This window comes from Uliginosibacterium sp. 31-12, assembly GCF_030548425.1.
Taxonomy (GTDB): Bacteria; Pseudomonadota; Gammaproteobacteria; order Burkholderiales; family Rhodocyclaceae; genus Uliginosibacterium; species Uliginosibacterium aquaticum.
In genome coordinates, this window is sequence record NZ_JAUOOA010000005.1 from 116859 (window position 1) to 140516 (window position 23658).

Sequence of the window (23658 nt, forward strand, 5' to 3'; positions counted from 1 at the left end):
CTTGAAAATCCTGTGAGTTTTCATCCCAGCATGGGCACCCGCCCCAAGCACAGCGAGCCCGCCCGCGCCACGCTTGTTCTGCCCGGCCTCGTCTGGCCCGGCAGCGGCATCACGGCCTCCCTTCAACAACTTGATCTGCCGGCGCTGGCCACCCTGCTCGGGCGCGGCGACACCCGCGAGCAGGCGGCGGAACCCTGGTCACAGTGGCTCCCTGCTCAGTTCGGCGCCAGCGAACTGCCCTGGGCGGCGCTGCGTTTGGCCGGCGAAGACACGCACCCCACGACCGCCGCAACGCACGTACTCTGCGCCGATCCGGTCTCGCTCAGCTTCGCCTCCGACGCCCTGCTTCTGCGCGGTCCGCGCGAACTGGCCCTGCAGCCCTTAGAGGTCAGCGCGCTGATCGATACGCTGAACACCGAATTCGCCGATCTGGGCCACTGGCATGCCGCCAGCCCGGAGCGCTTCTACCTGCTCGCCAAGGCGCCGGTCGGCGCCCGCTTCCATCCGCTAGCCGAAGTGCTCGGCCGCCCGGTTGCCTTCTTCCCATCCGAAGGCGAGGACGCGAGACGCTGGAACCGGCTCGCCAACGAGATACAGGTCTGCCTGCACAATCACCCCGTGAGTCAGGCCCGTAGTGAGCGCGGCCAGCTCGCACCGAATGCCCTGTGGTTCTGGGGCCAGGCCGACACCGCCCTGCCCGCCCTGCAGGCGCCCACCACGCATCTGTGTAGCTCGGACCCGCTGCTGCGCGGCCTTGCCCGCCGGGCCGCCTGCCAGTTCATCGACAGCCCCGCGCGCATCTGCGCCGGACTGCCCGGCCAGAGCTGGCTGCACGACGGCCGTTTGCAGGAGGCCGCGCAGATGGGCGACTTCAATGCCTGGCTGGGTGGCTTGCAGGAAATCGAACGCCGGCTTCTGCAGCCCCTTCTCGCGGCCTGGCAAAGCGGGCGGATTCAGGAACTCCGTCTGCAGGCCCCGTCCGACAAATGTCTGCTCAGCGTCCGGCTGCCACGCCTCGCACGCTGGGCTTTCTGGCGCAAGCCACTCGCCGGCAGCGGACTAAGCGCGTGGCTGCAGGCCCCTACGGAGAACCGCCCCGCATGACCCGCCTGATCCAGCGCCAAGCCGATTCGCGCACCGCCCGCCAGTTGCAGGACGCCGGCCTGCACCCTCTGCTGGCTCGCCTCTACGCTGCGCGCGGCATCCATTCCGCCAGCGAACTGAAGATGGACCTTGCAGGCCTCTTGCCGCCTGAGGGGCTCAAGGGCATTGCGGACGCCGCGCGCTTGCTGGCGGATGCCATCGAAGCCCAGGCACGCATGGTAATCGTGGCGGACTACGACTGCGACGGCGCCACCGCCTGTGCGGTCGGCATCCGGGCGCTACGCCTGCTCGGCGCGAAAGACGTGCACTACTTCGTGCCGGATCGCGTGGTGCACGGCTACGGCCTCTCGCCCTCGGTCGTCGCCGACGTGGCGCGTCTCGAAGCCGATATCCTGATCACCGTGGACAACGGCATCGCCAGCGTGGAAGGGGTCGCTGCAGCGCAGGCGCTGGGCATGACGGTGCTGGTCACCGACCACCACCTGCCCGGCGACACGCTGCCCACAGCCGAAGTGATCGTCAATCCGAACCAGCCCGGCTGCACATTCGAGAGCAAGAACCTCGCAGGCGTCGGCGTGATGTTCTATACCGCGCTGGCTCTGCGCGCCGAACTGCGCCAGCGTGGCATATTCACCGACGCAAATCCGGCACCCAACCTCGCCAGCCTGCTCGATCTGGTGGCGCTGGGTACGGTAGCCGACGTCGTCAAGCTCGATCCCAACAATCGCCTGCTGGTGCGCCAGGGCATCAATCGCATGCGTTCGGACCGCATGTGCGCCGGCATCCGTGCCCTCTTCGCCATGGCCGGGCGCAACCCAGCGCGCGCAACCCCTTTCGACATGGGCTTCGCGCTGGGCCCACGCCTGAATGCCGCCGGGCGCTTGTCCGACATGAGTCTGGGCATCGAATGCCTGATCACCGACGACTATGCCCGTGCCTTCACCATCGCTCAGGAGTTGCAGAACCTGAATGTGGAGCGGCGCGAGATCGAGGCCGAGATGCGCGACGCCGCGCTCGCCACGCTGGATGCCACCCGGATTGATGAAGGGCCGGCCATCGCGCTATTCGAGCCGGAATGGCATCAGGGCGTGATCGGCATCGTGGCCGGCCGCATCAAGGATCAGGCGCACCGCCCAACCATTGCCTTCGCCCGCGCCAGCGAGCGCGAGGATGATGGCGGCGAGATCAAGGGTTCGGGCCGCAGCATTCCGGCACTCCACCTGCGCGACGCTCTGGACCTGATCACCAAACGCCATCCGGACCTGATCCTGAAATTCGGTGGCCACGCCATGGCCGCCGGCCTGACGATCCGCGAGCGAGATTTCACGCGCTTCCGCCAGATCTTTGCCGACACCGTGGCCGAACTGGTACCGCCCAATGATCTGCAGCGCACGCTGGAGACCGACGGCGCGCTGGAGACCGGCTACATGAGCCTCGAAACCGCTCGCCTCATCGACGACGAGATCTGGGGTCAGGGCTTCGCCGCGCCACTCTTCGAGGACGTGTTCGAAGTCAAACGCCAGCGCCTGATGAAGGAACGGCACCTCAAGCTGGAGCTGGCCAAACCCGGCGCAGTCTTTGAAGCAGTGCGCTTCAACTGCGCCGAAAATGTGCCCGCCCGCATCCGCGCCGCCTACCGCCTCTCCAGCAATGAATGGCAGGGCGTGCAGAGCCTGCAGCTGATGCTGGAATATTTCGAGCCAGCGTGACCCCCAATCTGCTCGTAGGCAGCGTTATGACGATAAAGTAGTTGCCATTCACTTAAGCAGTCTCTCCGAAGCGTGATGATCAGCTACCGCCAGGCATCCATTGCAGACATTCCTTCAATTTGCGCACTGGGCAACGAGGTCAACGAGATCCACCACCGCGTCTGGCCACAGATCTTTGCCCCCGCAGGCGAAGCGGCGCGCGACCAGGCCTTCTGGGCAAAGGGGATCGGCGCGCCGGAGGCCGAGACATTCGTCGCAGAGCGCGATGACCAGGTCATCGGCTTTGTCTCTGTCAGCCTGTTCCAGGAGTCCGGTTCGCTCATGCAGCCCATGCGCTACGGACGCATCGGCTCGGTCAGCGTAGCCAGTAAACATCGTGGCAAGGGGGTTGGCCGCGCACTGATGGCACGCGCGGAAGAATGGGCAGCAAAGCATGGCGCCATCGATATGCGCCTGCACGCATGGGCCTTCAATGAGCGGGCGATCGCGCTGTACGAAGAACTGGGTTATGCAATACGCTCGCATTTCCTCGGAAAGCCGTTGTGATCCAGACTTTCATCCTCCCCCTGAAACCTCACTCCCGATGAGCATCTACGCCCTCAAGCCTAAGTTCCAGAACCTGCTCCGCCCGCTGACCCGCGCGCTTTTCAATGCCGGCGTCACGGCCAATCAGGTCACGCTTGCCGCCTGCGTGATTTCGGTGGCTCTGGGCCTGTGGCTCTTCATCGACCCGCGCCCGGCGCTGTTCGGCCTGATCCCGTTGTGGATGTTCCTGCGCATGGCCTTCAATGCCATCGACGGCATGCTGGCGCGCGAGTTCGGGCAAAAGTCGAAACTCGGCGCCTACCTCAACGAGCTCACCGACGTGATTTCGGATGCCTGCCTCTATCTGCCCTTCGCCGCCCTGCTGCACTTCCCGGCGCTGTGGGTCGGGGTCTTCATTGCGCTGTCGATCGTGGTCGAGATGAGCGGCGTGATCGGCCTCATGGTGGACGCCTCACGCCGTTATGACGGCCCCTTCGGCAAGAGCGACCGTGCCTTCGTGATCGGGGCGCTGGCGCTGGCCATCTGGCTGGGGTTGCCGGTGCAGGGCTGGCAGGCGCTGGTCTTTCCGCTCATGAGCCTGCTCTGCGCACTGACCATCGTGCAGCGCGTACGCAAGGGGCTGGCTGAAGCTGCTGCAGAATGAAAAACGGCCCGACAGTGTCGGGCCGTTCGCTTGCAGCCTGCTCCCTCAGAACTTGAAGCTCGCGCCGAAGGCCGGCCCGCTGAAACTCAGGTTCTGCACCAGCTTGTCGGAAGGCTGGTCGTAAGCGATGTGACGATAGGCGAAGTTGGCGCTCCCCCACTTGAAGCGGTAACCCAGCCCCAGCATGGCCTGCCAGGATTGCGCATCCGGCCCAACGCCGAAATCCAGGTAATACGGCACATGCCAGTTGCCAGCACCAAGCTGGATATCACCGCGCACGCCAGCAATGGCGTTCCACAGATCGACGCGCTCGGAAATGCTGCCATTGGCCGGGAAGCTGCTCGTGCCTGCCGGGCCGCTGACCGAAGCATTCAGTGCCCAATCTGCCGTTGCCTTGAGGCCAAAGTAGCGCACACCCCCTAGCACTTCGAAAGTATCGGCCCTGTTACGCGCCACCACCTTGCTACCAGCCAGTGTCCATTCGAGCCCCTTGAATGTCGTATTGCTGCCGGCATCCAGGCTGCTCGAATAGCGGTTGTGGGCACCATCGGCATTGAAATCGATACTCCTCACCTGGCTCTTTTCGCCGGCAAAGCTCAGATAGACCACGTCTGAAATGATGGACCAATCACCCTTGCGGGCTTCGCCATTGAGCATCACGAGCATCTGCAGATTGCTGAGCCAGTCGTTCGGGCCGACCTCGCTCTCCGGCGCACTGCTGCCGGCAGGCGCCGAAAAACGGAAGGTGGTATTGATGGTTGGCAGCCACAGATAAGGCTGCACGGAATACTGCCAATCCTCTGCCTGGGCTGCACCACTCATGCCGCCGGCAAGACAAAGAACTGAAACAGCGGTCAGACGCTGCAAGACCGATGTACACATGTCGTCATCCTTTTAACGAAAAAACCAGCTCGATCATCGGGCGAGCTCCGGCGCTGCGCAAGCCGGCATTGCGGGCACACAAGCCCCTGGATTACGCCCCCTGCACCGACGAGAAAATGGTGAGACAGAAAATCCACTCAAGACGAGTGGGTATTGCGGAAAACCATTAGAAATTTATTCCGCATAGAATGACTCTCAGCCCTATCAGGTTTTCTCACTCCCTACGGAGCACACATGAGTCGTCAGGTCATTGAAAGCAGCTTCACCACCAGCGACGGATCCTCGCTCTTTTATCGTCACTGGCCCGCACAAAGCGCCACGCCACGCGGCGTGATCGTGCTGTTCCACCGCGGGCATGAGCATTCGGGCCGCATGGCCCATGTCGTGGATGAACTGCAGCTGCCGGACTTTGCCTTCTATGCCTGGGATGCCCGCGGCCATGGCCGCAACGCAGGCCCGCGCGGCTTTTCGCCGAGTTTCGGCCGTTCGGTTCGTGATGTGGATGAGTTCGTGCGCTTTGCCGCGGCACAGCACGGCCTGCCGCTTTCGGATGTCGGCGTCATTGCGCAGAGTGTGGGCGCCGTCACGGTCAGCGCCTGGGTGCATGATCACGCGCCGCAGATCCGCTGCATGTCGCTCGCCTCACCGGCATTCAAGGTCAAGCTTTACGTCCCCTTCGCGCGTGCTGGCCTCGCGGTGATGCACAAGCTGTTCGGCAACTTCTACGTCAATTCCTACGTCAAGGCACATTACCTGACGCACGATCCGGCGCGCATCAGCTCCTTCAACGCGGACCCGCTGATCACCCGGCCGATCTCGGTCAACATCCTGCTCGCGCTCTACGAAGCGGCCGAGCGCGTGGTACAGGATGCCGGCGCAATTCAGGTGCCGACCCAGCTGCTGATCTCCGGCGCAGACTGGGTGGTGCATCACGCCCCCCAGCACGAATTCTTCGAGCGTCTGGGCAGCGCTGTGAAAGAAAAACACGTCCTCGAGGGCTTCTATCACGACACGCTCGGCGAAGTGGATCGCCACCTTGCCATTGCCAAGCTACGCAGCTTCCTGCTTGAGCGCTTCGAAGCCGAAGCACTCAAGCCGCAACTGCTCGACGCCCACCAGCGCGGCTACAGCTTTGACGAATACACCCAACTCGCGCGGCCACTGCCCCTGCTGAGTCCGAAGCGCTGGGCCTTCGCGCTCTCTCGCCTGTCCATGAGCAGCATCGGCCGACTCTCCTCGGGCGTGCGCCTGGGTTTTGCCACCGGCTTCGATTCGGGCAGCACACTGGACTACGTTTATCGCAATGAAGCACGCGGCCAGGGCCTGATTGGACGCCTGATCGACCGCAACTATCTGGACGCAATCGGCTGGCGCGGCATCCGCCAGCGCAAACTGCACGTCGAGCAACTGCTGCAGCTAGCCATCTCGAAGCTGCGCGCGGAAGGCCGCCCGGTACAGGTGCTGGACATCGCTGCCGGCCACGGGCGCTACATCCTCGAAGGCATCGAAAAGCTGGACCAGAAGCCGGATGGCATCCTGCTGCGCGACTTTTCCGAGTTGAACGTCGAGAAGGGCAACAAGCTCATCGTCGAGAAGGGCTTGCAGGGCATTGCACGCTTCGTGCAGGGCGATGCCTTCAACCGCGCTTCGCTCACCACCGTATCGCCCCGCCCCACGATCGGCGTGGTCTCGGGCCTCTACGAACTCTTTCCGGACAACGCACTGCTGCGCGAATCACTCGCCGGTATGGCGGATGCCGTAGAGCCCGGCGGCTACCTGATCTACACCGGTCAGCCCTGGCACCCGCAGCTGGAGTTCATTGCACGCGTGCTGTCCAGCCATCGCGATGGCAAGCCCTGGGTGATGCGCCGCCGCGTGCAGGCCGAAATGGACCAGCTCGTCGAAGCCGCCGGCTTCACCAAGCTGCACACGCTGGCCGATGAGTGGGGCATCTTCACGGTGTCGATTGCGCGGCGCAATCTGGCCTAGGTTCGGCTTCAGCCGCACACCCAACCTGCAGGGCCGGCAGAAGTCGGCCCTGCGGTTCATCCTGACTCCCCCTGCGCAAGACCCAAAATGTCTGAAAACCTCGTCATGAAGCCCAGACGCCCCTGGACTCAAGCCCTTGCCTGGGGCGCCTTTCTCGGCGTGCTGTTCTTTGGCAGCTACAGCGCAGCCAATCACTTCACCGCCCAGCGCAGCGACGTAGGCGTCTACGTATTCGGCTGGGAGCAACACATCCCCTTTGTTGCCTGGACCATCCTGCCCTACTGGAGCATCGATTTTCTGTACGGCATTGCGTTGTTTGCCGCACGCAGCCGCGACGAACTTTTCCGTCTGGCCAAACGCCTGCTGGCTGCGCAAGTCCTCTGCATTACCGGCTTCCTGATATGGCCGCTGCATTTCTCGTTCAGCCGCCCCGAAACTCATGGTTGGGCCGGCGCAATGTTCGATGCACTCACAGGCTTCGACCTGCCCTACAACCAGGCGCCTTCACTGCATATCTGCCTGCTCGTCGTGCTGTGGCGCTTCTATGCCGACCTCGCAGGACATCGCTCGATCCGCTGGCTGCTCCACGTCTGGTTCGCACTGATTGGCGTGTCGGTTCTTACCACCTGGCAGCACCATTTCATCGATGTATTGACCGGCTTCTGGGCCGGTGCGCTGTGCCTGCTGCTGGTGCCGGATGGCGACACACCATGGCGTTGGCGCGGGCTGGAAGCCCAGCGCTCACGCCTTGCGCTGTACTACGGGGCCGGTGCGCTGACAGCCGCCGGCCTGGGCGCCCTGCTCTTCCCCGCCGCCCTCGCCTGGCTGCTGTACTGGACGGCAGCGGCCCTTGCCGGTGTCGCCGCGATTTATCTGTTTGGCGAAGGCGCCCACTTCGGCAAGCAGGGCACGCGCATGCCCTGGCGCAGCTGGATGTTCTTCGCCCCTTACTTGCTGGGTGCGCGGCTCAACGTATGGCTATGGACACGCAAACTTCCAGCCGGCGCTGAAGTCATCGATGGCGTTTTCCTCGGCCGTCAGCCGGACGCCGCCACACTCATCCACTACAACATCGATCAGGTCATCGACCTCGCCGCCGAACTGCCACTGCCCGTGCCGGGATCGGCTGCATACAGCCTCCCGCTGCTCGACCTCCTGCCCCCCAACGGCAAGCAGCTGGCCTCCGCAGCGGACGCCATAGAACATGCTCGCCATCAAGGGCAGCGCGTGTGGGTCTGCTGTGCGCTGGGTTTCTCGCGCAGTGCCGCCAGCGTGGCCGCCTGGCTGGTGCGCCATCGCGCGCACACGCCGGAAGAGGCTGTGATGGCAATCCGGCGCGCACGACCCCATGTGCGCCTGCAGGCGCAGAGCATTGCGGCAGGCCTCTCGTCTGCAAAACATCCTTGATTACAAAACAGGGCCCGACACGCATGACCCCGGACCGCACACTCGCCACCCTCAGCGCCGCCTTTCTGCGCAGTACCCAGCCGCTGCAAGTCTTCGGCGGCATCCTGTGTGCAGTCGCGGCTGGCGGCCTGCTGCTCGCAACGCGGCAGGCGGCAGCACCTGCACTGTGGCTGTTCGGCACGGCCCTGTTGCTGGGTCTGGCACTGGCCTGGTACGCCTTGCGCATCCGTTTCGACGTAGCCGCCTTCGAGCTGATCGCCGCACATGAGCAGGAGGCCAGGGCCCTGCCGGATTTCGACGCCGCGCTGAGCCAGCTGGGCTTGCGCCAGGGCACGGATGTACGCGATCTGGCCCAGCGCGCAGCAGCCACGCGGAAGCTGGTCGTACGACTGGCTGCGGTAGTATGCGCACAACTATTTCTCGTGCTGGCCGCCAGCGGCTTCCTGTATGTGGCTTGATCGTTTCGCCGGACTTTTCCTGATTGCGCTGGCCCGCCTGCTCACCGGTGCCTATGCCAATTGGCTGGGCTGTAAACCCGAAGCGCAGCAGCGTCTGTACTTCGCCAACCACTCCAGCCATCTCGATTTCCTGCTGCTGTGGGCCATGCTGCCACCCTCAATCCGTTACCGCACCCGGCCGGTAGCAGGTGCGGACTACTGGGGCGCCTCGCCGCTGCGGCGATACCTGATCCATCGCGTGTTCCGCGGCGTGCTGGTCGAACGCAAACCGAAGCCCGGCGTCAGTCCGCTCGCGCCGCTGCAAGCCGCACTCGACGCCGGCGACTCGCTGATTTTCTTCCCCGAAGGCACGCGCTCGCTCGATGGTGAGATGCAGGCCTTCAAGGGTGGCCTCTACCATCTGGCACGGGACAACCCCCAGGTGGAGCTGGTGCCGGTGCGCATGGAAAACCTCAATCGCGTGATGCCCAAGGGCAATCTGCTGCCGGTGCCACTGGTCTGCGTGCTGAGTTTCGGTACGCCGCTGGCACTGGGTGCGGAAGAGGCCAAGGCGGATTTTCTCGTGCGAGCGCGCGAAGCCGTGCTGGCGATGATGCCGAAACATTGATCCGGGGGCAGGAGTGGCCAAAGGCCGCTCCTGCATGAACCTTCACGGCCGATGGCCGCTCTCACCGAAAACAACCATGAGCCTGACCACTTCCCTGCAAAGCATTCCTAACCAGGTCCCCGAAGCCGCACGCGAAGCCACTTTTCATCTCTTCCTCGGCATCGGCGCGGTGCTGCTCATTGCCAGCCTCATTGGCTGGCTGCTGCGCTGGAAGCTGGGACGCGACAACGGCGTGGTTGCCAATCTGGTGGCGCGCACCAATGCCTGGTGGGTGATGGTGGCCGTGATCGGCATCGCGCTGCTCGGCGGGCATACCGGTGTGGTCCTACTCTTCGGGCTGATTTCCTTCTTCGCCCTGCGCGAATTCATCACCCTCACGAATACCCGGCGCGGTGACCACTACGCCCTGCTGGCCTGCTTCTTCGTGTTCCTGCCGCTCCAATATGTGTTCGTATGGCAGAACTGGTACGGCATGTTCTCGATCCTGATTCCGGTTTATGCCTTCCTGCTGATGCCTTGCCTGGCCTGCCTCGGGCAGGACACCACGAACTTCCTCGCACGCGCCACCCAGACGCAATGGGGCCTGATGATCTGCGTGTATGCCATCTCGCATGTGCCGGCCCTGCTGGCGCTGAACATCGCCGGTTACGAGGAACGCAACCTGTTGCTGGTGGTGTTCCTGATCATCGTCGTGCAGTCCTCCGACGTGCTGCAGTACGTGTGGGGCAAGCTCTTCGGCCGGCGCAAGATCGCCCCGAACCTCTCACCGTCCAAGACCGTCGCCGGCTTCCTCGGCGGGCTGGGTAGCGCTACCGCGCTGGGCGCCGCGCTGTTCTGGATCACGCCCTTCACGCCCTGGCAGGCGGCCGGCATGGCGCTAGCCATCACCCTGATGGGCTTCTTCGGCGGGCTGGTGATGAGCGCCATCAAGCGCGATCGCGGCGTGAAAGACTGGGGCCACATGATTGAAGGCCACGGCGGCATGCTCGACCGGCTGGATTCCGTGTGCTTTTCCGCGCCGGTCTTCTTCCACCTCGTGCGCTACTTTTTCACATAGTCACTCCTCAGGCCTGAAGACATTCCTGCCGTAAAGGCGGGAATGGAGCGCTTCGCAAGATTTTCCGCCGACACCCTGACCCTGGCCGAGCTGATGGCCGCGCTGAGCCATGCGCTGGACATCACCGAAGGTCAGCCACGCGGCCATTGCGTGCGCGTGTGCTGGATCGGCATGCACATCGGCCACGCCTTGCGGCTGGACAATGCCCAGCTGCGCTCGCTCTACTACACCCTGCTGCTCAAGGATCTGGGCTGTAGCAGCAACGCGGCACGGATCTGCGCCCTCTATCTCACCGACGATCTCGCCTTCAAGCGCGACTTCAAACTGGCCGGCACCCGCAGCACCCAGATCATCGGCTTCGTGCTACGCCACACCGGCCTCCACGCCTCCCTCAGCGAGCGCTTCCGCTCCCTCTTTCATCTGTTTCAGAACGGGGAGGAAATCGGCCGCGAGCTGTTCGAAACCCGCTGTCAGCGTGGCGCCGAAATCGCCCGCAAGCTGCGCTTCGATGAAACCGTGGCCGACGGCATCCTGCACCTCGATGAGCACTGGAACGGCGGCGGCAAGCCGCTAGGCATCGCCGGTCCTGCGATCTCGCTGCTGGCTCGCATCGCCTTGCTGGCCCAGGTGGCTGACGTGTTCTTCACGGCCAACGGACCCGCGGCCGCGCAGCAGGAGGTGCGAACGCGCAGCGGTAGCTGGTTTGATCCGCAACTTGTGCGAGCTTTCGAGTCCGTCGCCCAGTCAGTGGAGTTCTGGCAGACCCTCGCCTCGGACGACATCGACCGGGCCGTGTTCGCGCTGGAGCCGGCAAGGGATTCGGTCGTGCTGGATGACGACTATCTCGACGACATCGCCGCCGGCTTCGGTCAGGTGGTCGACTCAAAAAGTCCCTACACCGCCGGCCACAGCGAGCGCGTAGCGCTCTACACCGACATGCTCGCCGAAGAGCTGGAGCTCACGGCGGAGCGCCGCCGCTGGCTCAAACGCGCCGCCCTGCTGCACGATCTGGGCAAGCTGGGCGTTTCCAACAGCGTGCTCGACAAGCCCGGCAAGCTCGATGAGGCCGAATGGCGTGCGGTGCAGATGCATGCTGCCTACACCGAGCAGATCCTCAGCCGCATCGGCGCCTTCCGCGAGCTGGCCAGCGTGGCCGGCGCCCATCATGAGCGACTCGATGGCAAAGGCTATCCACATGGTCTCACGGCGGAGCGGATCACGCTGGAGACCCGCATCATCACCACCGCCGACATCTTCGATGCGATCACCGCCGAGCGCCCCTATCGCGGCGCCATTCCGATCGACAAGGCGCTCGACATGATGGCCGAAAGCATCGGCAGCGCAATCGACGCTGACTGCTTCGCGGCGCTGCGCAAGGTGACCGCCCAATTCACTCCAAGGGTTTAATAGGAGCGGCCGCAATCAGCCCGCAAAGTGGCTGAAATACCAGCCATAGAAGCCCAGCCAGCCCACCGCCCACAGCCCCATCCGCCCCCCTAGCGACAGGCCCGGAAAAGCCCGGCAGATCAGCCGCACCAATCCGGCGACGGCCAGAAAGCGCAACAGACGGGCCGGAATGCTGATCGCGAAGAAAAGCAGTGGATTGAGCGCCAGTGCGCCAGCCATCGCTGCATAGATTTTGTAAGGCGTGCCGGTGAGCGGACCGATGAAGAGCGCGAAGAGCCCCTCATCACGCAACTGACGCGTCACTTCTTCGCACATCGGGAGATCAATCGCCGGAATCTCGCGCAGCACGCCCAGCACCGTGATCGGTGAAAACCGGCCCCAAAAATACATCAACACCCCACCGAGCAAGGCGCCAGCCAACGCCCACAGGCACGCATGCACCACCCGACGCATCGACTGCTTGAGGGCCAGGCCGGAAAGCAACACATCCGGCACGATGAAAAACAGCGTGGCCTCCGCCAATCCCCAGGCAAAGGCCTCCAAGCCGACCCGCTCAGGCAACAGGCGCACGCCGGCCTCCCAGATTGATCACCGCGACCGCACCCAGAATCAGCAATACGGCCAACGCTTCAGCCCAGCCGGGTTGCTCACCGAGAAACAGCGCGCCGGAAGTCACACCCACCAGCGGCGTCAGCAACGAGGAAAGCGAGGACACCGCCACTGGCACCATCAACACCAATCGATTCCAGGCCCAGTAACACAGCATGAAAGTCACCAGCGCGCTGAAAGCCAGCGCAGCCAGTGCCCCCGCACCGGGTAGCTGTGGCGGAATGCCATCCACCCAGACTGCTGCCGGCAGCATCGGCAGGCTGCCCAGCAGCAGTTGCCAGCCGGTCAGCGACATGGTTTCGAGCGGCAGGGCCCAACGCTTCATCAGCACCATGCCGCACGCCCAGCACAGCGCTGCACTCACCATCAGGATCGCCCCCAGCGGCGCCTGCATCAGCTCCATCACATCCTGCCCCATCAACACCGCCACGCCGGCCCCGCCCAGCAGCAAGGCCACGCAGCGCCGAGGATCGAGGCGATCGTTCAGCAGCCAGACAGAGAGCGGTACGCACCACAGCGGCATAGTGTAGGCCAGCAGCGCCGCCCGGCCCGAGGGCAGGTAGAGCACGCCATAGGTAGACAACACGTTCCAGCTCAGCACGTTGAAAAAGGCCAGCATGCCCAGCTTGGGCCAATGCGCACGCGCCACCGCCACCGAAGCACCACTGGCGCGGACCAGCAGCAAGGTCAGCATGCCGGCCGCGAAAGCTGATACGCCACGAAAAGACAAGGGCGGGATTTCGGCCAGGGCGTACTTGATCACGGTCCAGGAAAAACCCCAGCCGAAGATGCAAATCAGCAGCATCAGCCAGGCGTTGCGGGAAAGCCGGACAGGCGAAGACATGCGGGAGCGGGAAGCGGAAAGCAGCACCAGGCGGCGGGAAGCCGACCTTACCGGAATTCCGGCATGCCGGGCAGGCGGCCTCTGTATAATCCGCGCCTTGTCTGAAAGCCGCACGCCATGACCGAACTCAAGCAAGAACTCGCCCGCCGCCGCACTTTTGCGATCATTTCCCACCCTGACGCGGGTAAAACCACGCTGACCGAAAAACTGCTGTGGTTCGGCGGCGCGATCCAGGTCGCCGGCGAAGTGCGCGCCCGCAAGGCCGCCCGCCATGCCACTTCCGACTGGATGGAGCTCGAAAAGCAGCGCGGCATCTCGGTCACCTCTTCGGTGATGCAGTTCCCGTATCGCGACGCGATCATCAACCTGCTCGACACCCCGGGCCACGAAGACTTCTCGGAAGACACCTACCGCACGCTCACCGCCGTGGACTCGGCCGTGATGGTGATCGACTCGGTGAACGGTGTGGAATCGCAGACCATCAAGCTGCTCAACGTGTGCCGCCTGCGCGACACCCCGATCCTCACCTTCATCAACAAGCTCGACCGCGAAGGCCGCGAGCCGATCGAGCTGCTCGACGAAATCGAATCCGTGCTGGGCATGCAGTGCGCGCCGATGACCTGGCCGATCGGCATGGGCAAGCGCTTCCGCGGCGTGTATCACCTCTATAACGACAGCATCGCCTTCTTCGACCCGCATGCCGAAAAAGGCACTTCCGAAATCATCCAGGGCCTGGACAACCCGCGTCTGGACGAAGTGATTGGCGATCAGGCCGACGAGTTGCGAATTGAAGTGGAACTGGTGCGTGGCGCCTCCCACACTTTCGATCGCGAAGCCTACCTGGCCGGCAAACAGACGCCGGTCTTCTTCGGCTCCGGCGTCAACAACTTCGGCGTTCAATCGGTACTGGACGCCATTGTCGATCTTTCGCCGCGCCCGCTCGCCCGTGCCACCGAACACCGCGTCGTGGCACCGGACGAAGCCAAGTTCTCGGGCTTCGTGTTCAAGATCCAGGCCAACATGGATCCCAAGCACCGCGACCGCATCGCCTTCCTGCGCGTGTGCTCAGGCAAATTCGAGCGCGGCATGAAGATCAAGCAGGTCTCGCAAGGCAAGAGCATGGCGATCAACAACGCCATCACCTTCATGGCGCAGGATCGCAACACCACCGACGTGGCCTATTCGGGAGACATCATCGGCATCCCCAACCACGGCACGATCCGCCTCGGCGACACCTTCACCGAGGGGGAAGACCTCAAATTCACCGGCATTCCCTCCTTCGCGCCGGATCTCTTCCGCCGCGCCCAGATCAAGAACCCGCTCAAGATGAAGCAGTTGCAGAAAGGCCTGCAGCAACTCGCCGAAGAAGGCCAGACCCAGCTCTTCAAGCCGCTCGCTTCCAACGACCTGATCCTCGGCGCGGTCGGCATGCTGCAGTTCGAGGTCGTGGCGCACCGTCTGGAACACGAATACGGCGTGGAGTGCGTGTTCGAAGGCTGCAACTGGGCCACCGCCCGCTGGCTGCGTGGCAAGGACGACGACATCAAGGCCCTGCTCGACAAGGCGCCGGCCAACATGGCCCTCGATGGAGCGGGCGACTATGTGTATCTGGCGCCGAACCGCGTCAACCTGCAGATGGCACAGGAACGGCACCCGAATGTGAAGTTCCTGGAAACCCGCGAAATCTACTGACCTCTGCAGGAGCGATCGCTGGCCGCTCCTGCAAAACACGGCATTGGCGCAGCCCCCTGAGTCCGGCTGCGTCCGTCAAATACTTCAAGGAAGCGCTCATGACAAACCGACTGGGAATCGCCTCCGATCACGCGGGTCTGGAGTTGAAAAAAGTCCTCGTGGCAGAGCTCGAGAAACGCAGCCTGTCCGTCCGCGAGTTTGGCACCACCACAAACGATTCCTGTGACTATCCCGACTTCGCCCACGCGGTAGGGAGAGCCATTGAAAACGGCGAGATCGACCAGGCCATCCTGGTCTGCGGTACGGGCGTCGGGATGTCTATCGCGGCCAACCGCCACCCGGCCGTCCGCGCGGTGGTGTGCAGTGAGCCCCTGAGTGCGCGCATGTCACGCCAGCACAACGACGCCAACGTCCTGTGTCTCGGCGCACGAATCATCGGTGCAGGCACAGCGATTGATATCCTTGAAGCATTTCTCGAAGCCGGCTTCGAAGGCGGGCGGCACGCAAGCCGTGTTGCAAAAATCAACCTTGCCTGACCGTGCAACGTGGAAGCGGCCGAGCCGATCCATCCGGGCGATCTGAACGACCGTTTTCTGCGCGATGTGCTGAGCAATCGCCACAACCGCGCAATTCTCGACCGATGGAATGCGCTGGCCCTGCCCGATGCCTGGCTCGTAGCCGGCTGTCTTTTCCAGACAGTGTGGAATCTGCAGGCCGGACACGTGCCGGAGTCCAACATCAAGGACTACGACCTTTTCTACTTCGACCCCTCAGATCTCAGCGAAACAGGCGAACTTAGGGTTCAGGCCCATGCGGACGAAGTGCTGGGCGTGCTGGGTATCACGATCGAAGTTGCCAACCAGGCACGCGTCCACCTCTGGTACGAATCCCACTTCGGCCAGCCCTATGCCCCGTTGCGGAGCTCGCGCGAAGGCATCGATCGCTTTCTGATGCCCTCCACCTGCGTCGGCATCCGGCCCGGGGAAGTCTACGCGCCCAACGGCCTGCAACACCTCTACGATGGCATTCTCAGTCCCAACCCGCTAACCCCCTACCCGGAGCTCTTCGAGCGTAAAGCAGCCTCCTATCGCTCACGCTGGCCAGGGCTTCGCATCCGCCCTCATCCAGCGCCCTGCTAAACAAACCTTGGATCTCAAATCATCATGCCCTGGTTCATCCTGATCATTGCCGGCCTCATGGAAGTGGGTTGGGCTGTCGGCCTCAAGTACACGGAGGGCTTCAGCCGCCTGTGGCCTTCGGTCGGCACTGTCGCCGCCATGATCGGCAGCGTGGTGCTGCTGGGCGTGGCCATGCGCTCGCTTCCACTGGGCACGGCCTACGCGGTATGGACCGGCATCGGCGCCATCGGCACTGCGCTCTTCGGCATCTTCGTGCTCGGAGAGTCGGCGGCCACGCTGCGTCTGGTGAGCCTTGCGCTGATCTTTGCCGGCATCGTCGGGCTCAAGCTCGCCCACTGATTCTCGCCCTGAAGTCTGCCCGTCATCTTCGCCTCACACGGGCTGACTACCCTTGGCCAACCCACAGTCAGGCAGGAACATGAGAGATGAGCCACACCACAGACGACGCCGTTGAGTTGCTGAAGCACAGCCATGCCGGTCGCGATCCCGAGCGGCTGGCACTCAAGTACGCGCTGCTGCGCCGCGACCCGTTTGCCTTCCTGCGCGGCACAAGCGCCCTCTTCCATGCCCGCATGCCCAACGACAAGCTGCTCTACAAGGCTCCACTGGCCTGGACTTGCGGCGACCTGCATCTGGAGAACTTCGGCAGTTACAAGGGCGACAACCGGCTGGTGTATTTCGACCTCAACGATTTCGACGAAGCCACCCTCGCGCCTGCCAGCTGGGCCCTGACGCGCTTCGTGAGCAGCGTGCTGGTGGCAGCGCCCGCACTGGATTTCGACCGCGACGAAGCCCTGGCCCACGCCGGCGCCTTTATCGAAGCGTACGCCAGCGCCCTCAGCGCCGGCCGTGCACGCTGGCTGGAACGCGATACTGCCGATGGCCTGATCCGCGATCATCTGGAAGCGCTTCGCTGCCGCAGCCGCAAGGATCTGCTCGATCGCCGCTGCACCCGCCGTGGCAAGCGCCGCAGCCTGAAGATCGATGGCAAGAAAGCCCTCCCTGCGAGCGACAAACAACAGCACAAAGTGCGCGAACTGATGACCCGCTTTGCCAGCGAACAAGCTGATCCGAAATTCTTCGAGGTGCTGGATGTGGCCCGCCGGGTGAGCGGCAACGCCAGTCTCGGGCTGGAGCGCTACGTGATCCTGGTCCGCGGCGAGGGCGGGCCAGACAATCACGCTCTGCTGGACCTGAAAGAAGCCCCCACCTCCACGCTCACGCCCCATTTACGCACGCCCGAACCGCGCTGGGCCTCGGAAGCGCACCGGGTGATCGGTGTGCAGCAGATGATGCAGGCCATCCCGGTAGCTTTCCTGCATCCGCTGGAGTTGGGTCGGCGCAGCGCGGTGCTGCGCGAACTGCAGCCCGCCGAGGATCGCATCGATCTGCGCGAAGCGGCCGGCAAGAACCGCAGCTTCCGCGAGATGCTGGGGCAGATGGGCGAGCTTGTGGCCTGGGCGCAGCTACGCAGCAGCGGCCGCAAAGGCTCGGCAATAGCCGACGAGCTGATCGAGTTCGGTACCAAGCACAAATGGCGCAGCCGCCTGCTGGCGCTGGCCGAACACTGCGCCGAGCAGGTCGAAGCGGATTGGCTGCGTTACTGCGTGGCGTATGACGACGGCGCTTTCAAACCCTGATCTAGACGGATCAACGGAAAACCCGCTGCAACATCACCACCAGCCCGACCGGCAGGATGGCCAGGAAGGTCAAACCAAACACCTGCTGGCTCGCCTGCAACATGGGCGTGCCTGCGGCCTGATCGACGAACACGCCAGCCAGCATTTCCAACAAACCGGAAGGCACTGGTGAATGCTCCAGCCGGTGCAGCAGCAGAGTGGTGAGCGCGATGCTCGATGACAGGCCCAGCTGGCGCACGATGTTTTTTACCTGATAGCCATGCGAGAACACCTTCGCCTCCAGCCCGGAGAAGGTGCCGAAAGCCACTGGCCCGAGGAACCAGGGAATAGCCAGATAAATGGCCAGGGTGGCCGGCAATAGCTCGACCCAGCCTCGCGGCAGCTCCATCATCGCCAGCAGCAGGCAACCCGTGGCATACAACGCAAGGCCGCCGAGCATGTAGCAACGATGCCAGGGCCAACGCCGCGCCAGGGCAACATGGGTCAGCGCCATGGCAACCGTGCCGGCCAGCCCGCAGCTGGAGATCAGCGCCGTGGCCAGCAACGAGAGCCCCAGCACGCCGTGCAGCAGGATCGGCAGCATCAGCCCGGCCACTCCGATCAGGAAGTAACCGAAAAAATACATCGCCAGCCCGAACAGATAGCGCAGTTGAAAGAGCCCACGGTAGTTGATCAGCGGCCGATCCTTGCGCCACTGGCGCCAGGCAAACACGCTCAGCATCGCGATCGATACCAGCGCCGTCACCAGCACGCGGGTCAGCGGGCTGCCTGCGAGGCTCAGCGACTGGATCGCATATTGCAGGCAGAACACGCCCAGGCACAGCCACAACAACCAGCCCCAGTGCTCCTCCGAACGCAGCTCAGGCGGCGTCACCGTGCGCGCCAACTGCCCCCGTGCCAGCCAGGCCACGATGAGCACCTGCGGCAGTCCGAAGGCAAAGATCGCGCGCCAGCCGCCCAGCGCCATCAGGCTGGCCGAGAGCAAGGGGGCCAGCGCCGAGCCGCCGAGCAGGCTGGCGATGAAGACCAGCAAGCCGGCAAAGCGCGATTCGGCGGGCATCTCGTTGACAGCCAGGCGCCCGGCAGTGAAGAAAGTCGCTCCACCGAGGCCTTGCAACAGTCGCCCGGCGGCAAACAGACTCAGGCCGGAGGCGCTGGCGCACAGCAGTGAGCCGGCGCCGAAGACGGCCAGTGACAACATCACGAAACGCGCATAGCCCAGCCGCTCGACTATCCACTGATGTTTGTAGAGCATGAAGATCGCCGCCATGCCATAGAGCGTGTAGGCGAAGGCAAAATCAGCCGCCGAAAGCTGCAGGCCGGCCATGATCTGGCTAGCCGAAAACATCACCATGCCGTTTTCGATGAATTCGACGCTGGTGACCGCCGCCAGTGCCAGAAGGCGTGGGCGCAGAGACGACGGGCCGGATGCGGCAAGAGCTGGCATGAAGTGAAAATCCAGGTAAAAAACCAGTTTAAACATCACCACACAATCGTAAAAATCGATTGGTCTGATCTACAGTATCGACATGAACGATATTGACCACAGCCTCTTCCGGCGACTGGACCTCAACCTGCTCGTCGCTTTCGATGCGTTGGTGAGCGAAGCCAGCGTCACGCGCGCCGCCGCCCGGCTGTGTATCGGCCAGCCCGCCATGAGTCATGCCCTGGCCCGTCTGCGTGAGCTTTTCAACGATGACATCCTCTACCGCGAAGGCAGCGCCATGCTGCCAACCAGCCGTGCCCGCAGCCTGGCGCCGGCGGTGCGCGAACTCCTGCTTTCGGCCCGCAGCCTGGCGCTGGGAGAGGCCAGCTTCGATCCAGCCCGGATCAACGAGCAGTTCCAGATCGCCCTCAACGATCCCCTCGAAGCCCTGTTACTACCGGCGCTGATGGCACGGCTGCGCGCCCGAGCCCCTGGCCTGCAGCTCTCAGTGCGGCCGATTCCCGCCTCACATCAGCTCGAAGAACTCGATGCCGGCACCATCCGCCTGGCGGTCGGCCACTTTCCCCGCGTGCGCACCGTGCATGAGCAGACGGCGCTGTATGAAACCGGTTTCTGCTGCGTCTTCAACCCGGCCCTCATCACGCTGAAGGATCAGCCCAGCCTCGCCGATCTCACCGGCCTGCCCCACATCCACACCAGCTATACCGGCGACGGCCCCGGCATGATCGACCGTGCCCTGCACCGGCGCGGCCTGCGCCGCCAGGTCGTGGCGCAGGCCGCCACCCCGCTTTCGATCCCGTTTGTGGTCAAGCAGAGCCCGCTGCTGGCGGTGCTTCCCGAGCTGGTCACACGCCTTTTCACGACCCATCGCGATCTGACCATCCTGCCGCTACACGAGGAAGACCTGCGCCTGCCGATCTCGGTGGTGATTCACCGCCGTGACACCTCCGACCCGCTGACCGGCTTCATGCGCGAGACCCTGCTGGAAATCGCCCACAGCGTCCTCACGCCAGCCAGCTGAGCGGCGCGCTCAACCGGCTCCAGCCCTTCCGGACAGAATGGAGCAACCAGCCCTGGCGGCTAAGCTCGCGGCATCGCCCGGGAGCCTTTCAATGCGCTATCTGCCCTACCTGATGCTCAGTCTGCTACTGAGCCTTTTCTCGCTCCACACGCTTGCTGCGCCGGAAATTCTGCTGGCCGAGCTCTATCGGGACGGCATCGACCCCGGCGCTTATCTGGTCAGCGAAAAGCTCGATGGCGTTCGCGCCATCTGGGATGGCCAGCGCCTGAGCTTTCGCAGCGGCCATCCGGTGAATGCGCCGGACTGGTTCATCCAGGCGCTGCCCGCCACCCCGCTCGATGGCGAACTGTGGGCCGGCCGCGGCACATTCGAGCGCCTCTCGGGCATCGTGCGCAAGGCGCAGCCGGTAGATGCCGAATGGCGCGAGCTGCGCTACATGATTTTTGAACTACCGGACGCACCGGGCGATTTCAGCGCCCGCGCCGACGCCATCCGACGCCTGACTGCTGCGGCAGGCATCCCCTGGCTGCAAGCCGTCGAGCAATTCCGCGTGGCTGATGCCGCCGCACTCCGGCAACGCATGGCAGCCGTTCTCAAGGCGGGTGGCGAGGGCCTGATGCTGCACCGGGCCGACGCGCCCTATGTCACCGGGCGCAGTGATGTGCTGCTGAAGCTCAAGCCCTGGCAAGACGCCGAAGCCAGAGTCGTCGGATATGTACCGGGCCGGGGCAAGCACCGCGGGCGTCTCGGCGCCCTGCTGGTGGAAGCGCCGGATGGCCGACGTTTCAGCCTCGGCAGCGGCTTCAGTGATGCCCAACGGGAGGCGCCCCCCGCGCCGGGCGCCCTGGTTACTTATCGCTATCAGAGCCTGACGGCTCAGGGCCAGCCCCGTCACCCGGTGTTCCTTCGTCAGCGCGCGGCTGCAGGGGAATCCGCAGAGTAAATAGCGAGCCTCGCCCTGGCTCGGACACCAGACTCACCCGGCCGCCCAACAGGCCGGCCAATTTGCGCACCAGCGACAGGCCCAGGCCGCTGCCTCCCTTGTCGCGCTGAACCTTGCTGCCTACCCCACCAAAACGATCAAAGATCGCCTCCTGATCCTCGGCCGCGATGCCGCAGCCGGTGTCCCGCACCTGAAAGACCAGGTCTGTACCTTCCGCCTCCAGTTGCACGCTGACCTGACCATGGTCGGTGTACTTGATGGCGTTGTTGATCAGGTTGTTGAGAATCTGGCGCAGGCGCAGCGCATCCGATTCGAGTACCGGCAGCGGCCCCTGGCGCGCCATATCAAGCAGGAGTTCGAGGCCCTTGCCTGCGGCATGGGCCCGATGGCCGCGCACCACGTCGGCCACGAAGGCCGGCAGATCGATCGGCTCGGCATGTACCGTCATCTTGCCCGATTCGATCTTGGCCAGATCAAGCAGATCATTCACCACGCCCAGCAGATGCTTGCCGGAGTTGCGGATGGTGAGCGCCTGGTCGCGCTGCTCCACATCTTTCAGATCCATCGCCAGCAAATCAGCAAAGCCGAGGATGCCATTGAGCGGAGTGCGCAACTCGTGCGACACGCTGGCGAGAAAATCACTCTTCATCCGGCTGGCGTCTTCCGCACGCTGGCGCGCCTCCTCCGAGCGCAGGAAGGAATCATCCACCGTCTCGGCCATGCTGTTGAGGGCACGGGCCAGATCCCCCATCTCATCTCGCGAGCGCACATCGAAGCGCTGCTTGCGATCACCCGAAGCAAAGCGGCGGATGCCTTCCACCAACGCACCGATGTGGCCGGCCAGGAAACTCGCCATCCAGAAGGCGATCCCGATCACCAGCAGCACCATCACGAAGGTGGAGCTGGCCAGCTCCACCGTCATGCGCTGCATGCTGTTTTCCACCATCTGCAGCATGTCTTGCCGCTCCTTGCGGAAGGCCTCGTTCTTCTGCTCGATGGTGAGGCCGATCTGGCGCGCCGAATCGGTCGCGGCGCGGTGGAAGTCGTCCACATTGGCGCCGATGGTGATGAAGCCGAAACCGCGCGGCGAATCGGCGTACTGACCGGTGTAATAGGGAATCGCCGCCGCCGTGGTGAGCTTCTGCAAGCCGGTGAAGAAGATCTCAAAGGAGCCCGAGCCGCCCTGCTCGGTAAGCTGGTTCCAGCCCGCACATTGCGGCGAGAAGTTCAGATAACGGCAGTCCAGGCCCAGCATTCCCGCAGTGAGCATGGCCGCTGCCGGCCTGCGCTTGAGGCTCTGATCACGGAAAGGTTTGATGCCGGCCGAAAACTCCGCCCAAGGCTGGCCCGAGGCCTTCCACTCCCCGTACAGCTCTTCGTCCAGCCAGGGTGGCACCTGCTCACCGCTGGCCGGATCGTAGCCAACGATCATGTAGTCGCGCGGGTGAGCAATGGCGCGGCTCTTGTGATCCCACATGAAGGCGTAGTTGCCACCGATGGCATCGATGATTGGGGTATAGCGCGCCTCGGTCGGCAGGATGCGTTCGGTGAACTGGCGCAGGTGATCGTGATCGAGCGCCAGGCTCACATAGCCCGTGATGCGGCCACTGCGCACGACCGGCATGGCCCAGCGCACGATGCCGCGAAAACGCTGGCCAAGCGGGTTCTCGGTTCCGGCATAGGCCGATTTCTGCGGCTCGAAGGCGATCCCGGCCTTCTCTGCGGCCTGCGGCGTGTAGGGCCCGATCACATGGCTACCCACATAGGCGCCGATCACTTCGGAAACATAGATCTCGCCCGGATTCAGGCGGCGCAGCTCGGGCCAGAAAGTTTCGGCACGCACGAAGGTGTTTTCACGCCGGCTCACATTGCGCAAGCCCGGCCGCATCACCTCACCATCCACGATGCGCAGCTTCTCCTGCCCGTCCAGGCCAATGAAGCTCATCTCCAGGTAGAGCGGCCGTTCACTGCGCTCGCCGCGGTATTCCGGCGGACGCGCGTGGAAGGACTTGGCATTGTCCGGCAGGGCCTCGCCGGCACGGGCGATGCTGGCTGGGTCCGGCGAATGTGGCACAGCCGGCTCCCAGCCACTGCCATCGGCTTTCAGCTTCCACTCGCCATGGCGGTAATAGTCGCGCGTGCGATGCCTGAGGAAATTCCGGTAGCCGGCCTCATTCGGCTCCAGCAGGGCAGCAGCCTGCAGATCCCGATCACGCTCGTGCAGGAAGGCGGCCACGGCCAGGGCCGTGTCAGTGGTGAGGCGCTCGATTGCCTCACGTGAGCGGTCGTCCAGCGCCACGATGGCGTCCTGGGTAGCTTTATCGCCCACTTCGCGGATCGAGCCGGCCATGTTGTCGGCCATCACGGCGGCGCGCTGCCCCAGCGCGTGCCCCAGGCGATGCGCCGCCGACCAGGCCAGTGCAGCCAGCAGTACCAGCGGCAACACCTTGATCGCCACAAAGATCAGCACCAGCTTGGCGCGCAGGCGCAGGGCAGGAATCTTGATCATTTCCA

General features: G+C 63.9%; 22 protein-coding genes. 17 read left to right on the top strand and 5 right to left on the bottom strand.

Features of this window, described 5'->3' with window-relative positions:
• Positions 1–12: 12 nt before the first annotated feature.
• The 4 genes from Q3Y64_RS11225 to Q3Y64_RS11240 all read left to right on the top strand — a co-directional run bounded on the left by Q3Y64_RS11225 (position 13) and on the right by Q3Y64_RS11240 (position 4002).
• Positions 13–1104, top strand: coding sequence for a hypothetical protein (locus Q3Y64_RS11225; RefSeq protein ID WP_143707345.1), 1092 nt, complete (start codon positions 13–15; stop codon positions 1102–1104).
• A complete protein-coding gene (gene recJ, locus Q3Y64_RS11230) occupies positions 1101–2813 on the top strand; it encodes a single-stranded-DNA-specific exonuclease RecJ (RefSeq protein WP_101941062.1) in 1713 nt (570 codons plus the stop codon). Before Q3Y64_RS11225 ends, recJ begins: the two co-directional genes overlap by 4 nt.
• A gap of 75 nt (positions 2814–2888) precedes the next feature.
• A complete protein-coding gene (locus tag Q3Y64_RS11235) occupies positions 2889–3359 on the top strand; it encodes a GNAT family N-acetyltransferase (protein WP_303561852.1) in 471 nt (156 codons plus the stop codon).
• 37 nt (positions 3360–3396) lie between these two features.
• Positions 3397–4002 carry a CDP-alcohol phosphatidyltransferase family protein gene (locus Q3Y64_RS11240; protein WP_101941064.1) on the top strand — a complete coding sequence of 202 codons (606 nt, stop codon included), beginning with the start codon at positions 3397–3399 and terminating at the stop codon, positions 4000–4002.
• Between the two features lie 45 nt (positions 4003–4047).
• Here Q3Y64_RS11240 and Q3Y64_RS11245 read toward each other — a convergent pair whose 3' ends face one another.
• Entirely contained in the window at positions 4048–4884 is an 837-nt protein-coding gene (locus Q3Y64_RS11245) for a hypothetical protein (RefSeq protein WP_303561857.1), read from the bottom strand.
• A 234-nt stretch (positions 4885–5118) separates the two neighbouring features.
• Between Q3Y64_RS11245 and Q3Y64_RS11250 the strand changes: the two genes are divergently transcribed.
• The 6 genes from Q3Y64_RS11250 to Q3Y64_RS11275 all read left to right on the top strand — a co-directional run bounded on the left by Q3Y64_RS11250 (position 5119) and on the right by Q3Y64_RS11275 (position 11809).
• Complete coding sequence (locus Q3Y64_RS11250; protein ID WP_303561860.1) at positions 5119–6873, top strand: bifunctional alpha/beta hydrolase/class I SAM-dependent methyltransferase; 1755 nt, start codon at positions 5119–5121, stop codon at positions 6871–6873.
• Positions 6874–6978: 105 nt separating this feature from the next.
• Positions 6979–8280, top strand: a complete 1302-nt coding sequence (locus Q3Y64_RS11255; protein ID WP_303561862.1) for a phosphatase PAP2/dual specificity phosphatase family protein — start codon at positions 6979–6981, stop codon at positions 8278–8280.
• Positions 8277–8738 (top strand): hypothetical protein, encoded by a 462-nt coding sequence (locus Q3Y64_RS11260; RefSeq protein WP_143707347.1) that lies wholly within the window; start codon positions 8277–8279, stop codon positions 8736–8738. Before Q3Y64_RS11255 ends, Q3Y64_RS11260 begins: the two co-directional genes overlap by 4 nt.
• Complete coding sequence (locus Q3Y64_RS11265) at positions 8728–9345, top strand: lysophospholipid acyltransferase family protein (RefSeq protein WP_303561864.1); 618 nt, start codon at positions 8728–8730, stop codon at positions 9343–9345. Before Q3Y64_RS11260 ends, Q3Y64_RS11265 begins: the two co-directional genes overlap by 11 nt.
• Positions 9346–9421: 76 nt before the next feature.
• Positions 9422–10402, top strand: a complete 981-nt coding sequence (locus Q3Y64_RS11270; RefSeq protein ID WP_101941069.1) for a phosphatidate cytidylyltransferase — start codon at positions 9422–9424, stop codon at positions 10400–10402.
• A gap of 42 nt (positions 10403–10444) precedes the next feature.
• Complete coding sequence (locus Q3Y64_RS11275; RefSeq protein WP_303561870.1) at positions 10445–11809, top strand: HD-GYP domain-containing protein; 1365 nt, start codon at positions 10445–10447, stop codon at positions 11807–11809.
• Positions 11810–11824: 15 nt separating this feature from the next.
• On the opposite strand, the gene Q3Y64_RS11280 is transcribed toward Q3Y64_RS11275, so the two are convergent.
• Entirely contained in the window at positions 11825–12379 is a 555-nt protein-coding gene (locus tag Q3Y64_RS11280) for a YqaA family protein (RefSeq protein ID WP_303561873.1), read from the bottom strand.
• Entirely contained in the window at positions 12363–13262 is a 900-nt protein-coding gene (locus Q3Y64_RS11285) for a DMT family transporter (RefSeq protein ID WP_303561876.1), read from the bottom strand. The genes Q3Y64_RS11280 and Q3Y64_RS11285 overlap by 17 nt, the downstream gene beginning before the upstream one ends.
• Positions 13263–13379: 117 nt before the next feature.
• Between Q3Y64_RS11285 and Q3Y64_RS11290 the strand changes: the two genes are divergently transcribed.
• The 5 genes from Q3Y64_RS11290 (at position 13380) to Q3Y64_RS11310 (ending at position 17733) form a co-directional block, all read left to right on the top strand.
• A complete protein-coding gene (locus tag Q3Y64_RS11290; protein ID WP_101941072.1) occupies positions 13380–14954 on the top strand; it encodes a peptide chain release factor 3 in 1575 nt (524 codons plus the stop codon).
• Between the two features lie 98 nt (positions 14955–15052).
• Positions 15053–15490 (top strand): ribose 5-phosphate isomerase B, encoded by a 438-nt coding sequence (gene rpiB, locus Q3Y64_RS11295; RefSeq protein WP_303561879.1) that lies wholly within the window; start codon positions 15053–15055, stop codon positions 15488–15490.
• Positions 15491–15499: 9 nt separating this feature from the next.
• Positions 15500–16093: a nucleotidyltransferase family protein gene (locus tag Q3Y64_RS11300; RefSeq protein ID WP_303561881.1), complete on the top strand. Its 594-nt coding sequence runs from the start codon at positions 15500–15502 to the stop codon at positions 16091–16093.
• A 24-nt stretch (positions 16094–16117) separates the two neighbouring features.
• Positions 16118–16432: a quaternary ammonium compound efflux SMR transporter SugE gene (gene sugE / locus Q3Y64_RS11305; RefSeq protein ID WP_101941074.1), complete on the top strand. Its 315-nt coding sequence runs from the start codon at positions 16118–16120 to the stop codon at positions 16430–16432.
• Positions 16433–16518: 86 nt separating this feature from the next.
• On the top strand, positions 16519–17733 hold the full coding sequence (locus tag Q3Y64_RS11310) for a DUF2252 domain-containing protein (protein WP_303561884.1): 1215 nt from the start codon (positions 16519–16521) through the stop codon (positions 17731–17733).
• Between the two features lie 10 nt (positions 17734–17743).
• On the opposite strand, the gene Q3Y64_RS11315 is transcribed toward Q3Y64_RS11310, so the two are convergent.
• Entirely contained in the window at positions 17744–19180 is a 1437-nt protein-coding gene (locus tag Q3Y64_RS11315) for an MFS transporter (RefSeq protein ID WP_303561886.1), read from the bottom strand.
• 82 nt (positions 19181–19262) lie between these two features.
• Between Q3Y64_RS11315 and Q3Y64_RS11320 the strand changes: the two genes are divergently transcribed.
• Positions 19263–20201, top strand: coding sequence for a LysR family transcriptional regulator (locus Q3Y64_RS11320; RefSeq protein WP_303561888.1), 939 nt, complete (start codon positions 19263–19265; stop codon positions 20199–20201).
• 91 nt (positions 20202–20292) lie between these two features.
• Complete coding sequence (locus tag Q3Y64_RS11325; protein ID WP_303561890.1) at positions 20293–21144, top strand: DNA ligase; 852 nt, start codon at positions 20293–20295, stop codon at positions 21142–21144.
• Here the strand turns inward: Q3Y64_RS11325 and Q3Y64_RS11330 are convergent.
• Entirely contained in the window at positions 21050–23653 is a 2604-nt protein-coding gene (locus tag Q3Y64_RS11330; RefSeq protein ID WP_303561892.1) for a HAMP domain-containing sensor histidine kinase, read from the bottom strand. The two genes, Q3Y64_RS11325 and Q3Y64_RS11330, sit on opposite strands and share 95 nt — an antisense overlap.
• Between the last annotated feature and the right edge of the window lie 5 nt (positions 23654–23658).

Coding starts and splice junctions, on each gene's coding strand:
- recJ (WP_101941062.1), top strand. CDS start 1,101: ATGACCCGCCTGATCCAGCGCCAAGCCGATTCGCGCACCGCCCGCCAG.
- Q3Y64_RS11235 (WP_303561852.1), top strand. CDS start 2,889: ATGATCAGCTACCGCCAGGCATCCATTGCAGACATTCCTTCAATTTGC.
- Q3Y64_RS11240 (WP_101941064.1), top strand. CDS start 3,397: ATGAGCATCTACGCCCTCAAGCCTAAGTTCCAGAACCTGCTCCGCCCG.
- Q3Y64_RS11245 (WP_303561857.1), bottom strand. CDS start 4,884: ATGTGTACATCGGTCTTGCAGCGTCTGACCGCTGTTTCAGTTCTTTGT.
- Q3Y64_RS11250 (WP_303561860.1), top strand. CDS start 5,119: ATGAGTCGTCAGGTCATTGAAAGCAGCTTCACCACCAGCGACGGATCC.
- Q3Y64_RS11255 (WP_303561862.1), top strand. CDS start 6,979: ATGAAGCCCAGACGCCCCTGGACTCAAGCCCTTGCCTGGGGCGCCTTT.
- Q3Y64_RS11265 (WP_303561864.1), top strand. CDS start 8,728: ATGTGGCTTGATCGTTTCGCCGGACTTTTCCTGATTGCGCTGGCCCGC.
- Q3Y64_RS11270 (WP_101941069.1), top strand. CDS start 9,422: ATGAGCCTGACCACTTCCCTGCAAAGCATTCCTAACCAGGTCCCCGAA.
- Q3Y64_RS11275 (WP_303561870.1), top strand. CDS start 10,445: ATGGAGCGCTTCGCAAGATTTTCCGCCGACACCCTGACCCTGGCCGAG.
- Q3Y64_RS11285 (WP_303561876.1), bottom strand. CDS start 13,262: ATGTCTTCGCCTGTCCGGCTTTCCCGCAACGCCTGGCTGATGCTGCTG.
- Q3Y64_RS11290 (WP_101941072.1), top strand. CDS start 13,380: ATGACCGAACTCAAGCAAGAACTCGCCCGCCGCCGCACTTTTGCGATC.
- rpiB (WP_303561879.1), top strand. CDS start 15,053: ATGACAAACCGACTGGGAATCGCCTCCGATCACGCGGGTCTGGAGTTG.
- sugE (WP_101941074.1), top strand. CDS start 16,118: ATGCCCTGGTTCATCCTGATCATTGCCGGCCTCATGGAAGTGGGTTGG.
- Q3Y64_RS11310 (WP_303561884.1), top strand. CDS start 16,519: ATGAGCCACACCACAGACGACGCCGTTGAGTTGCTGAAGCACAGCCAT.
- Q3Y64_RS11315 (WP_303561886.1), bottom strand. CDS start 19,180: ATGCCAGCTCTTGCCGCATCCGGCCCGTCGTCTCTGCGCCCACGCCTT.
- Q3Y64_RS11320 (WP_303561888.1), top strand. CDS start 19,263: ATGAACGATATTGACCACAGCCTCTTCCGGCGACTGGACCTCAACCTG.
- Q3Y64_RS11325 (WP_303561890.1), top strand. CDS start 20,293: ATGCGCTATCTGCCCTACCTGATGCTCAGTCTGCTACTGAGCCTTTTC.
- Q3Y64_RS11330 (WP_303561892.1), bottom strand. CDS start 23,653: ATGATCAAGATTCCTGCCCTGCGCCTGCGCGCCAAGCTGGTGCTGATC.